The organism is Nocardia asteroides, from assembly GCF_900637185.1.
Taxonomy (GTDB): domain Bacteria; phylum Actinomycetota; class Actinomycetes; order Mycobacteriales; family Mycobacteriaceae; genus Nocardia; species Nocardia asteroides.
In genome coordinates this window covers 4,043,954-4,056,494 of the sequence record NZ_LR134352.1, presented here as the reverse complement: position 1 = coordinate 4,056,494, position 12,541 = coordinate 4,043,954, and the positions used below count along the sequence as shown (strand labels likewise).

At 70.5% G+C, this 12,541-nt stretch carries 13 protein-coding genes; 9 read left to right on the top strand and 4 right to left on the bottom strand.

Going from position 1 to position 12,541, the window contains the following annotated elements; all coding sequences use genetic code 11:
• The first annotated feature begins 179 nt into the window (after window positions 1-179).
• The 4 genes from EL493_RS19010 (at window position 180) to ligD (ending at window position 4,802) form a co-directional block, all read left to right on the top strand.
• Window positions 180-557: a cold-shock protein gene (locus EL493_RS19010; RefSeq protein WP_019046899.1), complete on the top strand. Its 378-nt coding sequence runs from the start codon at window positions 180-182 to the stop codon at window positions 555-557.
• A 92-nt stretch (window positions 558-649) separates the two neighbouring features.
• On the top strand, window positions 650-2,599 hold the full coding sequence (locus tag EL493_RS19005) for an APC family permease (RefSeq protein WP_019046898.1): 1,950 nt from the start codon (window positions 650-652) through the stop codon (window positions 2,597-2,599).
• 125 nt (window positions 2,600-2,724) lie between these two features.
• Window positions 2,725-3,804: an ATP-dependent DNA ligase gene (locus tag EL493_RS19000; RefSeq protein ID WP_022566944.1), complete on the top strand. Its 1,080-nt coding sequence runs from the start codon at window positions 2,725-2,727 to the stop codon at window positions 3,802-3,804.
• Window positions 3,801-4,802, top strand: coding sequence for a non-homologous end-joining DNA ligase (gene ligD / locus EL493_RS18995; protein ID WP_019046896.1), 1,002 nt, complete (start codon window positions 3,801-3,803; stop codon window positions 4,800-4,802). Before EL493_RS19000 ends, ligD begins: the two co-directional genes overlap by 4 nt.
• Before the next feature lies 1 nt (window position 4,803).
• Here the strand turns inward: ligD and EL493_RS18990 are convergent, their stop codons facing one another.
• Window positions 4,804-5,391: a TetR/AcrR family transcriptional regulator gene (locus EL493_RS18990; RefSeq protein WP_022566945.1), complete on the bottom strand. Its 588-nt coding sequence runs from the start codon at window positions 5,389-5,391 to the stop codon at window positions 4,804-4,806.
• A 132-nt stretch (window positions 5,392-5,523) separates the two neighbouring features.
• On the opposite strand from EL493_RS18990, the gene EL493_RS18985 reads away from it, so the two are divergent.
• Together EL493_RS18985 and EL493_RS18980 are read left to right on the top strand one after the other, a co-directional pair.
• Entirely contained in the window at window positions 5,524-7,167 is a 1,644-nt protein-coding gene (locus EL493_RS18985) for an AMP-binding protein (RefSeq protein ID WP_019046894.1), read from the top strand.
• Window positions 7,168-7,207: 40 nt separating this feature from the next.
• Window positions 7,208-7,759: a hypothetical protein gene (locus EL493_RS18980; protein WP_019046893.1), complete on the top strand. Its 552-nt coding sequence runs from the start codon at window positions 7,208-7,210 to the stop codon at window positions 7,757-7,759.
• A 48-nt stretch (window positions 7,760-7,807) separates the two neighbouring features.
• Here EL493_RS18980 and EL493_RS18975 read toward each other — a convergent pair whose 3' ends face one another.
• The gene (locus EL493_RS18975; RefSeq protein WP_022566946.1) at window positions 7,808-8,503 is read right to left on the bottom strand and encodes a hypothetical protein; all 696 of its coding nucleotides are present in this window, start codon (window positions 8,501-8,503) and stop codon (window positions 7,808-7,810) included.
• A gap of 258 nt (window positions 8,504-8,761) precedes the next feature.
• On the opposite strand from EL493_RS18975, the gene EL493_RS18970 reads away from it, so the two are divergent.
• The gene (locus EL493_RS18970; RefSeq protein ID WP_019046891.1) at window positions 8,762-9,121 is read left to right on the top strand and encodes a hypothetical protein; all 360 of its coding nucleotides are present in this window, start codon (window positions 8,762-8,764) and stop codon (window positions 9,119-9,121) included.
• Here the strand turns inward: EL493_RS18970 and EL493_RS18965 are convergent.
• Window positions 9,118-9,816: a TetR/AcrR family transcriptional regulator gene (locus EL493_RS18965; protein ID WP_019046890.1), complete on the bottom strand. Its 699-nt coding sequence runs from the start codon at window positions 9,814-9,816 to the stop codon at window positions 9,118-9,120. The genes EL493_RS18970 and EL493_RS18965 overlap by 4 nt on opposite strands.
• An 83-nt stretch (window positions 9,817-9,899) precedes the next feature.
• Between EL493_RS18965 and EL493_RS18960 the strand changes: the two genes are divergently transcribed.
• Both EL493_RS18960 and EL493_RS18955 read left to right on the top strand, forming a co-directional pair.
• Complete coding sequence (locus EL493_RS18960; RefSeq protein WP_022566947.1) at window positions 9,900-11,330, top strand: SDR family NAD(P)-dependent oxidoreductase; 1,431 nt, start codon at window positions 9,900-9,902, stop codon at window positions 11,328-11,330.
• 73 nt (window positions 11,331-11,403) lie between these two features.
• Window positions 11,404-11,787, top strand: coding sequence for a DUF2784 domain-containing protein (locus tag EL493_RS18955; RefSeq protein WP_019046888.1), 384 nt, complete (start codon window positions 11,404-11,406; stop codon window positions 11,785-11,787).
• Here the strand turns inward: EL493_RS18955 and EL493_RS18950 are convergent.
• Window positions 11,768-12,523 carry a thioesterase II family protein gene (locus tag EL493_RS18950; protein ID WP_019046887.1) on the bottom strand — a complete coding sequence of 252 codons (756 nt, stop codon included), beginning with the start codon at window positions 12,521-12,523 and terminating at the stop codon, window positions 11,768-11,770. The two genes, EL493_RS18955 and EL493_RS18950, sit on opposite strands and share 20 nt — an antisense overlap.
• Window positions 12,524-12,541 lie beyond the last annotated feature (18 nt).

The following is a 12,541-nucleotide window of genomic DNA, read 5'->3' as shown; positions in this document are numbered from 1 at the left end:
CTAACGAGGGGATGTGAACGAAGAGTTACCGGATTGTGACCATGCCCGGTCGGGCAGGCCGCCCGCGGACCACCTGGTTGTCGCCGTCTGTCCACTTTCCCGGAAAAACGCCCAAATGCCGCGTTAGAGTGGCCACGGGAAGCGGAGCGAGGAGCTGGTCGGTGTCCATCGGGAAATTGGTGTCGTTCGACGGGTCACGGGGTTTCGGATTCATCCGGCCCGACGACGGCGGGCCCGATGTCTTCGTTCATGTCAACGACATCGGCCTCGACGAGGACGAGCTGCGTCAGGGCCGGTTGTTCGAATTCGACGTCACCGAGGGTGATCGCGGCCCCAAGGCCGTCAACCTCACGGCCGTGGGCGGCCATTCGGCGCCCGCGCCGAAATCACGCAAGGATCGCAACGGCGGCGGCGAGCGGCTGAGCTCCGAGGAACTGCGCCGTCAGGTCACCGAATTGCTGCTCGAGGCGTCGCCGGCGCTCACCGCGGCCGAGATCGTCACCATCCGCGACCGGTTCGCCCATTTCGCCGACGAACACGGCTGGCTCGACAGCTGACCTCGCGCCTGCGCGGCGAAACCGGCCGCGCCACCTAGACTCCCGAGTGATTCGTCTCCGGCAGCGCCGGACCGACCGCTGGAGGAGCACCGGTGACCGGCACCGAGTACTCGCGCTTCACCGCCTGGCTGCTGGAAGGCGCCGCGGATCCCCAGCACGCCCGGCATCCCGGCCCGCTGCGCAAGGTCGACGAGGCCGACCCGCAGCAGCGGTCCTGGTGGCGGGTCATGTGCCTGACCGGTGTCGACTACTTCTCCACCCTCGGCTACCAGCCCGGCATCGCGGCCGTCGCGGCGGGCGCGCTCTCCCCGCTGGCGACCCTGGTCCTGGTGTCGCTCACCCTGTTCGGCGCGCTGCCGGTGTACCGCCGGGTCGCGCGCGAGAGCCCGAACGGCGGTGGGTCGCTGGCGATGTTCGCCGACGCCCTGCCCCGCTGGACGGGCAAGTTCTGCATCCTGATCCTGCTCGGCTTCGCCTGCACCGACTTCGTCATCACGATGACCCTGTCGGCCACCGACGGCGCCGCCCACATCATCGAGAACCCGTTCGCGCCCGCGGCCTGGCAGGATTCCCGGCTGATCATCACGCTCCTACTGCTCGGATTGCTCGCCGCCGTGTTCCTCAAGGGGTTTCGCGAGGCGATCGGGATCGCGGTGGTTCTGGTGGGGGTGTACCTGTCGCTCAACGCGATCGTCGGCGCGGTCGGGCTGTGGCACGTGTTCACCAGCGAGCACCGGGTGATCGACTGGACCGAGGCCATGACCACCGAGCACGGCAGCATCTGGATGATGATCGCCGTCTCGCTGCTGGTGTTCCCGAAACTCGCGCTCGGGTTGTCCGGTTTCGAGACCGGCGTCGCGGTGATGCCGCTGATCAAGGGCGAGCCGGGCGACACCCCGGAGTATCCGCGCGGGCGGATCATCGGCGCGCGCAAGCTGCTCACCACCGCCGCGCTGATCATGAGCGGATTCCTGCTCGTGTCCAGCTTCATCACCGTGGTCCTCATCCCGGAGCAGGCGTTCGAGCCCGGCGGCGCGGCCAACGGGCGGGCGCTGGCCTATCTGGCCCACGAGTACCTCGGCAACGGGTTCGGCACCGTCTACGACGTGGCCACCATCGCCATCCTCTGGTTCGCCGGCGCCTCCGCGCTGGCCGGGCTGCTCAACCTGGTGCCGCGGTATCTGCCGCGCTACGGCATGGCGCCGGAATGGGCGCGCGCCACCCGGCCGCTGGTGCTCGTCTTCGCGGTCGTGGCCTTCGGCATCACGTGGTACTTCGATGCCGACGTCGACGCCCAGGGCGCGGCCTACGCCACCGGCGTGCTGGTGCTGATCACCTCCGCCGCCGCGGCCGTGACCCTGTCGGCGCACCGGAAGGGCGAGCGCCGCAAGGCAATCGGGTTCGCGGTGGTCACCGCGGTGTTCGTGTACACGACGATCACCAATGTCTTCGAACGGCCCGAAGGCGTGCACCTGGCGACGCTGTTCATCCTCGCCGTCGTCGGCGTCTCGCTCGCCTCGCGGGTACGGCGGGCGTTCGAACTGCGGGCGATCGAGGTGAGTTTCGATGCGGCGGCCGCCCGGTTGATCGACGCGGCGGCCGCGACCGGGGTCATCCGGATCGTCGCCCACGACGTCCACGAGCGGACACCCGACCGGTACGCCGAGAAGGAAGCGGCGCAGCGCCGGGAGAGCCACATTCCGCGCACCGACCCGGTCCTGTTCCTCGAGGTGGACGTGGCCGACGCCTCGGAGTTCAGCACCGATCTGCGGGTCACCGCGGTCGAGGTCGGGCAGCATCGCGTGCTCGGTGTGCAGGCGGCCGCGGTGCCCAATTCGATCGCGGCCATCCTGTTCGCCGTCCGCGACCGGACCGGGCTGGAACCGCACATCTACTTCGAATGGACCGAGGGCGATCCGATCGCCCGGTTCCTGGAGTTCCTGTTCCTCGGCTCGGGTGAGATCGCGCCGGTGACCAGGGAGATCATCCGGCGCGCCGAACCCGACCCGGCCCGCAGGCCGCACGTGCACGTCGACAGCTGAGCGCGACACCGCCGGGCCCGACGTCCGCGCGGGTGTCGGTGGGCCGCCCTACGATCGAAGCCGCACCGATGAATCGGGCGCGCTCGCGACGTCGACACGGGTGAGACCACCCGCGAGGAGGATCGATGGATCTACCGGTGCTGCCGCCAGTGCGCCCCATGCTGGCCAAGTCGACGCCGTCGCTGCCCCGGGAACCCGGGCTCAGCTACGAACCCAAATGGGACGGGTTCCGCTGCATCGTGTTCCGCGACGGCGACGAGATCGAACTCGGCTCCCGCAACGACCGTCCGCTCACGCGATACTTTCCCGAGCTGGCCGACCTGCTGAAGGAGGCGCTGCCGCCGCGCTGCGTGGTCGACGGGGAGATCGTGGTCGTCACCGATCAGGGTCTGGATTTCGACACGCTGCAGCAGCGGCTGCATCCGGCGGCCTCGCGGGTCACCAAGCTCGCCGCCGAGACACCGGCCAGCTTCGTCGCCTTCGATCTGCTCGCCCTGGGTGATCGCGATCTGACCACCGCGCCGTTCACCGAGCGCAGGCGCGAACTCGAGTCGCTGCTCGACGCGGCGCCCGGCCGGATCCACCTCACCCCCATCACCCAGGATCCCGATGTCGCCCAGGACTGGTTCACCCGGTTCGAGGGCGCAGGTTTCGACGGGGTGATGGCCAAGGCCGACGACCTGCCCTACCTGCAGGACAAGCGGGTGATGCTCAAGATCAAGCACGAACGCACCGCCGACTGCGTGGTGGCCGGATATCGCCTGCACAAGGATGGCGAAGGGGTCGGCTCGCTGCTGCTCGGGCTGTTCGACGACGAGGGCCACCTGCACCACGTGGGGGTCGCGTCGAGCTTCACCGCGGTCCGGCGCCGGGAACTGCTCGACGAGCTGGCGCCGCTGCGCGAGAACGCCCTGGCCGACCATCCGTGGCGGAACTGGGCCGACGCCGTGGCCCAGGCCAACGCCGAGGGCAAGATGCCCGGCGGGGTGAGCCGCTGGACCGGCGGCAAGGACCTGTCCTGGGAGCCGCTGCGGCCCGAGCTGGTGGCCGAGGTGCGCTACGAACACGTGCAGTCGGGCCGGTTCCGGCACGGCGGCCGGCTGGTCCGGTTCCGCGCCGACCGCACCCCGGAGTCGTGCACCTACGCCCAGCTCGACGAGGTCGCTCCGGCCGAGCTCGACGCGATCTTCGGCGGCGCGCGATGAGCGCCGCGGTCGACATCGAGGTCGACGGCCGGACACTGGCGATCAGCAACCCGGACAAGGTCTATTTCAGCAAGCGCGGCGAGACGAAACTGGATCTGGTCCGCTACTACCAGTCCGTCGCCGAACCGCTGCTCGAGGTGATCGGGGGGCGGCCACTGCTGCTGGAACGCTATCCCGACGGCGCCTCGGGCAAGTCGTGGTTCCAGAAGCGGGTGCCCAAGACGGCCCCGGACTGGCTGCACACCGTGGAGGTCTCCACTCCCAACGGCACCACCAGCGACGCCCTCGTCGCCCACGACCTCGCGCACATCCTGTGGGCGGTCAACCAGGGCTGCCTGGGCTTCCATGTGTGGCCCAACCACGTGCCGGACCTGCGGATCGCCGACGAGCTGCGGATCGACCTCGACCCCTCGCCCGGTATCGGTTTCGACGATCTGCGCCATGCCGCCGTGCTCACCCGCGACGTGCTCTCCGAGCTCGGGATCGAGTGCCGGATCAAGACATCGGGCTCCCGTGGACTGCACGTCTACGCGATGCTCGAGCCGCGCTGGGACGGCTACGAGGTGCGGGCCGCCGCGGTCGCGCTCGCCAGGGAACTCGAACGCAGGCATCCCGACCGGATCACCGCGCAGTGGTGGAAGGAGGAACGCGGTTCGCGGGTGTTCGTCGACTTCAACCAGAACGCGCCGCACAAGACCGTGTTCGGCGCCTGGTCGGTGCGCCCGAAGGTGGGCGGACAGGTCTCCACCCCGATCGCCTGGGCCGACCTCGAGACCGTGGTGCCCGACGAGCTCACCCTCGCCACCGTCCCGGCCCGGCTGGCCGCGCAGGGCGACCCGTGGGCAGGTCGCACCCCGCAGTCGATCGAGCCGCTGCTGGCGATGTCGGAGCGGGACATGGCCACGGGCCTGATGGACGCACCGTGGCCGCCGCAGTACCCGAAGATGCCCAACGAACCGCCGCGAGTGCAGCCGAGCCGGGCGAAGAAGGACGACTGAGTCAGCGCGCGGCGAGACCGTCGACGATACTGCGCACCACCTCGTCCACCCACGCGTCGTCGACCGCGGCCCGGCCGCGCAACACGATCGCGACCAGGGTGGTGCCGAAGACCATCTCGATGAACAGCCCGAGGTCGACGTCGGGCCGGGCCTCGCCGCGGGCGGCAGCCTCGGCCAGCCGCGCGGCGAGGGTGTCCCAGCCCGCGCTGAGCAGCCGGGAGCTGAGTTCCTCCTCGAGCGCGTGATCGGCCATGAGCTCGCTCATCAGGGCGGGTGTGGCGCGCCGTCCCGCCGGTGAGCCGACGATCGCGAGACAGCGTTCCACCACCGCGCGCACCTCGGCGCGCAGATCGGCGGCGCCGGTCGGCGCCGCGACGGCGTCGGCGGGATAGACGGCCTCGTGCACCAAATGGGCCTTCGAGGCCCAGCGCCGCCGGATCGCGGGCACCGAGGTGCCCGCGCGTTCGGCGATGGCGCGGAAGGTCAGGTCGGCGTAGCCCACCTCGGCCACGAGCTCACGAGCCGCGGCCAGCACGGCCTCGTCGATGCGGACATCCCGCGGCCGCCCGGCGGGCGGTGCCTCACTCACGGTCGGGTGCCTCCTGCGTCTGCGTCGCGAAATCCTGTGCGTGCCATTATCGCGAAAACCGGTGCGCCGCTCCGCGCGAGTATTTATGTTCCGTGTCACAACATAATGTAATTCGCCTCACCTGGAGCGCCCGTGACACCCACCTTCGCGTCCAGCTCGGTCGCCGAGCTCCTGCTGGCCCGCGCCGACGACGACCATCCCGCCCTGCTGTTCGGCGACGATGTCTATTCCTGGCGCACCTTCGTCGCCGAAGCGGCCCAGCGAGCCGGGGCACTCACGGCCCTGCGCAGGCCGGGACCGTGGCACGTCGGCGTGCTGATGGACAACGACCCGGAGTACCTGCTGCTCATCGCGGCGGCGGCACTGTGTGGCGCCACCGTGGTCGGGGTCAACCCCACGCGGCGCGGCACGGAGCTGGCCGCCGACATCCGCGGCACCGACTGCCAGACCCTGATCGTCGGCGCGAACCGTCGCGGCCTGCTCGACGGTCTGGAGCTGCCGGATGTCGACGTGATCGATGTCGAGGGTGAGCGGTACCGGACCGTGATCGCCGGGAGCGACCCGTACACCGCGGCGCCGCCGCCGGGCCTCGAACACACGCTGCTGCTGCTGTTCACCTCCGGCTCGACGGGAGCGCCGAAAGCGGTGGTGTGCTCGTCGCTGCGGCTCGCCGCCATCGGGCAGCTCAATGTGCACCGCCTCACCCGCGACGACGTCGCGTACAACGCCATGCCGCTGTTCCACGGCAATGCCCTGATGGCGGCGTGGGCGCCGATCCTGGCCGTCGGCGGCACCTATGCCATGCGGCCGCGGTTCTCCGCCTCGGGATTCCGGCCCGACGTGCAGCGCTTCGGCGCCACCTTCTTCAACTACGTCGGTCGCGCGCTGTCCTATGTCCTGGCCCAGCCCGAGCAGCCGGGCGAAGCCGACAATCAGCTGCGGTTCGGTTTCGGCACCGAGGCCTCCACGCGTGATCGCGAGGAGTTCCAGCGACGGTTCGGGTGCCGGATCGTCGAGTCGTACGGGTCGTCCGAAGGCGTGTGCACGATCCTGCGGACCGAGACCACGCCACCGGGGGCGCTCGGCGTGCCGGACCCCGCGATGGGCCTGGAGATCGTCGATCCCGACGGAAGCCCTTGCCCTATCGCCGAATTCGGCCCCGACGGCCGATTGCGGAATGCCGCCGCGGCGATCGGGGAGATCGTCGTGCGTGGCGCGGGCGACCGGTTCGAGGGCTACTACAACAATCCCGGCGCGATGGCGGACAAGGTCCGCGACGGCGACTACTGGACCGGCGATCTCGCCTACCGCGACGCCGAGGGCAACTTCTGGTTCGCCGGGCGCAGTTCGGACTGGATCCGCGTCGACAGCGAGAACTTCACCACCGCGCCGATCGAACGCATCCTGGCCCGCCATCCCGCGGTGGCGACCGCGGTGGTCTACGGCGTCCCCGATCCGCGTACCGGCGACGAGGTGATGGCCGCGTTGCTGCTGCTGCCCGGCCGGTCGCTCGATCCCGCCGAGCTGGACCGCTTCCTCGACAGCCAGCCCGACCTCGGCACCAAATGGCGGCCGCGACTGATCCGCATCGTCGACGACCTGCCGCTGACCGGCACCGGAAAGCTCGACAAACAGGCGCTGCGCCGCCAGGCCTGGCTCACCGACGACCCGCTGCTCGTCGCGACCGGCACGGGTTACCGGCCCTTCACCGTCGCCGACCGGACCGCCCGCGCCGACGCCTTCACCGCGCACGGCCGCCGGTCGCTGCTCCCCTGACTCCCCTCGACCGAATCACCCTCCAGGAAAGGCACATCCCGTGATCGAGCTCAACCGCAGTCACCTCGTCGACGTCATCACCGAGCGGCTCGCCGCCACCGAGTCCCCGCGCCAGCGCACCATGCTCGAACGCATGCGGGTGCACGCGGCCGCCGAACGCGACGGCGATCTGGACACCCTGGTCGGCACGCTCGGCGAGGCGACGAACTATCACTTCTGGGAGCTCGCGGGCGATGTCGGCCCGAAGACCAGGGCGGGCGTCACCGAGTACTACCGCAATCTCGTCGAGCACAACGGCCATGTGCTGGAGTTCTTCTGCGAGCGATTGGTCGTCGACGACCACTGCGTCGTCATCGAGGGCAGGCTGACCATGATCCAGCCCGGCGCGCTGATGGTGCAGCATCCGATGGCGGGCGAGTTCGCCCAGGCCGACAAGAACTACCTGATCCGGATGCGCAATGTGATCTTCTGGTCCTTCGACGAGGATCTGATGATCATCGGCGAGGACTCCTACAGCGGCGGCCCGATGGAGCTGCGCGAGCTCGCCGACGAGGAACTGCCCGCCGACTTCGCCGCACTGCTGCGAGCCTGACCGACGCGCCGGTGACACCGTGCCGGGCACGGTGTCACCGGCACCGCCCTATTCGGTCCAGGGCACCCAGGTGGCCGCGCCCGCCTTGCCCTCGCACACCAGTGCGCGGTTGTCGGAGGTGCGACCCGACTTGTCGACGGCCGGATCGCAGCGCGCGCCGGCGCTGTAGTACGACCCGGACACCTTGAACGGGCCCGACCAGGTGTAGTTCCCGTCGGCCCGCAGGCACAGCAACGTGGCACCGTCGGCAGCCACGCCGAGCAGCCCGGCCCGGTCCGCCGAGCAGGGCGTGCCTTTCTCGACCACGGTGCCCGCCGGGGCCACCACCGGCACCGTTCCCGTCGCGGTCGGCGCGCCGTGCGACGACACGACCGTCGTGACCGAGGCCGTGGTGGTCGTCTGGGCCAGCGTCGGGACCTCGAGCTCGAGCCCACCGAACACCACCATCGCCACCGTGGCCACCACCGCGACCTCGGCGATGCCGAGCAGCAGCGCGAACGTCGCGATCCCGCGGCCGCGCGGATGCCCGAACGACAGCAGCCCGAACACGATCGCGATCGGGAACAGCAAGACCAGCGCGGCGGCCAGCGCCACCATCGCGTACGGGTTCACCCGCGGGTGGTCACCGCGGCCCGTGTTCTGCCCACCGTCGGCCGGTGCGGCGTGCGGCCAGCGCTGACCGTTCCAGCGCCGATCGTCGCGATCCTCCTCGGGGTCGTCGTCCCATTCGTCGTACCGTGCCATCAACCCCGGGTCCCTCTCCAATCCCCCCCGGCGCGAAACGAACACCTTGCGACGCCGGGTTACGCGAAGAGGATAGGGACTCGAGACCGGTCGGTCAGTGCAAACGACAAATGCGCCCACCTGCGCCGGGACCCCTCATCCAGGGGCATGGACACGGGTAACGAACCGGCAAACACCTTTGCCTGGGCGACCGCTACGGGTCCATGCTGGTCATCAGGTGGACCACAGCGCGCACCCCGAGTTCGCGAGGAGGACGTCATGTCCGGCAGCACCACTCCGGCAGACCAGCCACCCTGGCATGCCCAGGCGGGCGATCTGCTCGCCGACGACTACAACGTTCCCGGCATCATCGCGTGCGCGGCCGGCGTGGTGGGCCTGGCCTGCACGCTGGTCGCCGCCGGTACCGGGCACACCGGCTGGGCGCTGGTCGCCGGGGTGGCCACCGCGCTGTTGCTGGTCGGCGGCGCGGCGGCGCTGGTGTTCGAGCATCACCGCGAGCAGCGGATCGAGCGGGATTACGGGCGCGGCGGGCACGCGCCGGGCCATATGGGTCCGCAGCGCTACAGCGCCCGCGAGATCTCGCTCCCCGAACGACGACGGCGCGGAAGCGACTCCTAGCCCCCGGTCGCGGGCTCCACGCTCGGCATGGTGTCGGTGATCACCGTGAGCAGGGTGTCGGCCAGCAGCCGATGCACCTGTGCCCGGGTGAGGGTTCCCCGGGTGATCCATTCGCGGCCCGCCACCTTGACCAGCCCGGCGTAGGCCAGCACCATCGCGCGCGGAGTCGCACTGTCTGCCAGATCGGCGCGGCCGATCATCACCAGCATGCGTTCGGCGGCGGCGTCGTCGGCCTGGTCCAGGATCTGCTGCACCTCGGGGTCGTCGCCGACGCCCTCGTGGCTGGTCACCTTCACCCAGGTGGTCCCGTGCTCGGCGATGGTGTCGAGCAGCCAGGTGACGATCGCGTCGACCCGTTCGCTCGGGGTGCCGTCGGGGATGGCCACCTTCTCCGGGCGCGGCAGCGTCACCATGCGCCGCACCACGGCCAGGTACAGGTCGCGCTTGTTGCCGAAGTAGTGGTTGATCAGCCCGCGGGCGACGCCGGCCCGCTGGGCCAGTTCCGCGGTGGACACCGCCGCGTAGGGCCGCTCACCGAACATGTCGATGGCACAGGCCAGGATCTGCGCGCGTCGCTCGTCGGGTTCGAGCCTGCGCCTGCGCGGCGCGTCTGCGGTGTCGGTGTCGAGCGGGGAAATCGGGCTGCTCCGTCGGGTCCGGTGGGTCGCCGCGCGGTTGCGACAGCGGTGCACCACGATACCCAGCGGGTCCGCCGAGCGGCCAATGCGACAATAGGTGTCGTCCCCTGCACCCGCACGAAGGAATGCCGCACTCCCCGATGACCGCGAACATGATCGACCCGGACGAGCTGGCGACCTGTCTGCGGGTACTGGAGCAGGCCGGGCAGCTGGAGAAGGAACATCCGGATTCGATCGCGGTGCAGCGTGCGGTCGGCCACATGTTCAAGAAGCTCAAGCAGCGCCGCCGGCTCGAGGCCAGGGCGCAGGTGGCCGACGCCGACCGTGCCGTGATCGCGGCCACCGCGACCGGCTCGCCGCAGCGCATCGACGACGAGACCGCGGGCATCCAGATCAGTTCCACGACCACCGGCGCGAGCGCGGGGACGTTGCTGCGCGCGCGGCCCTGCTACATCTGCAAACAGCGCTACACCCAGGTCGACGCGTTCTACCACCAGCTGTGCCCGGATTGCGCCGCGTCCAGCCACGCCAAGCGGGACGCCCGTACCGATCTCACCGGCAAGCGTGCCCTGCTGACCGGTGGCCGCGCCAAGATCGGCATGTACATCGCGCTGCGCCTGCTGCGCGACGGCGCGCACACCACCATCACCACCCGCTTCCCCAACGACGCGATCCGCCGCTTCGCCGCCATGGAGGACAGCGCCGACTGGCTGCACCGGCTGCGCATCGTCGGCATCGATCTGCGCGACCCCGCCCAGGTGGTGGCGCTGGCCGACGACGTCGCCGCGCAGGGCCCGCTCGACATCCTGATCAACAACGCCGCCCAGACCGTGCGCCGCTCGGTGGGCGCCTACAGCGCCCTGGTCGACGCCGAGACCGCGCCGCTGCCCGCGGGCGCGCTGCCGGAGATGGTCACCTTCGGCAAGACCATGCAGGCCCACCCGACGGCGCTGACGGCCTCGCTGACGCCGTCGCTGTCGGCCGCCGATGTCGCCGAACTGGCACTGGTCGCCGGGTCGGCCACGCCGGAGCGGATCGCGGCGGGCGTGGCGATCGACGCCGGCGGGCTGGTTCCGGACCTCGCGCACACCAACAGCTGGGTACAGACCGTCGGCGAGGTCGACGCCACCGAGCTGCTCGAGGTGCAGCTGTGCAACTCGGTCGCGCCGTTCATCCTGGTCTCGCGGCTGCGGCCGGTGATGGCCGCCGCGGCGGGCCGGCGCAAATACGTGGTGAACGTCTCCGCGATGGAGGGCCAGTTCAGCCGCGGCTACAAGGGTCCGGGTCATCCGCACACGAACATGGCCAAGGCCGCGCTGAACATGCTGACCCGCACCAGCGCGCTGGAGATGTTCGAGGCCGACTCGATCCTGATGACCGCGGTCGACACCGGCTGGATCACCGACGAGCGCCCGCACTACACGAAGGTGCGCCTCGCCGACGAGGGCTTCCACGCACCGCTCGACCTGGTCGACGGGGCGGCGCGCGTCTACGACCCGATCGTGCAGGGCGAGAACGGCGTCGATCTGTACGGCTGCTTCCTCAAGGACTACCAGCCCTCCCCCTGGTAGCGCGATCCAAGCGATGCCGAACCGGAATGTTGATCATGATTCCGATCGGTGACGGGCTCCCTATTCTGAAAGGGTGCCGTACCGGGTGTTGGCCGATGTCATCGCCGTCACCCACGTCGCGTTCATCGCGTACGTGGTCGCCGGCGGGTTCCTCGCGTGGCGGTGGCCGCGCACGATCGGCCTGCATCTGCTGGCCGCGTCCTGGGGTTTCGGCACCATCCTGATCGGTTTCGACTGCCCCCTGACCTACGCCGAGAACTGGGCGCGCAGGCAGGCCGGGGTCGCCGAACTGCCCGAGAGCGGCTTCATCGAGCACTACCTGACCGGGGTGATCTATCCCGACAGCGCCGTGGGCCTGGTGCGCCTGGCCGCCGCGATCACGGTGCTCGTGTCGTGGATCGGTTACGCGCGCCTGACCCAGCGGCGCCACCGTGGGCTCAGTTCAGGTGCCGTGTGATCTCCCGCGCGACCGCGGCGGGCTGGTCGTCGAGGTAGAAGTGGCCGCCGGCGAAGGTGGCCAGGGTGAACGGCCCGTCGGTCACCGTGGCCCACCGCTCGGCCTGGGCGGGAGTGGTGGTGGGGTCCTCGGTGCTGACGAGGGCGGCGACCGGGCAGGTCAGCGCCGGGCCGGGCCGGTGCCGGTAGGTCTCGACCGCCTGATAGTCGGCGCGTACCGCGGGCAGGACCAGGTCGGCGAGTCCGGGCTCGGTGCGCAGCAGGCGCACCGGCACCGGGTCGGCGGCGAGAAGTTCCAGGTGGTCGATGAGCGCGGCGTCGGAGTCGCGGTGCAGACGTCCGGTTTCCTCGTAGGCCGGGTCGGGGCGGCCGGACACGATCAGCGCGGCCGGGGCCTGGCCCGCGGCGGCGAGGGCCCGCGCGGTCTCGTAGGCCACCGTGGCTCCCATGCTGTGCCCGAACAGGACTCGCGGGACACCCGGGCTGCGCAGCAGATCGGCGGCGACCGCCTGGGCCAGGGTGGGCAGGTCGGTGATCACCGCGTCGCCGAGGCGGTCCTGCCTGCCCGGATACTGCACGGCGGTGACCTCGACACCGGTCCCCACGTACTGGGCGAGGGCGCGGTAGGCGGTGGCCGAGCCGCCGCCGGGCGGGAAACACACCAGTCGCGTGCGCGCCGCCGGGTCGGCCCTGAGCACCCGAATCCATTCCGTCGCCGCGGTATTCACGCCGAACATCACACTCCTCACCGATCG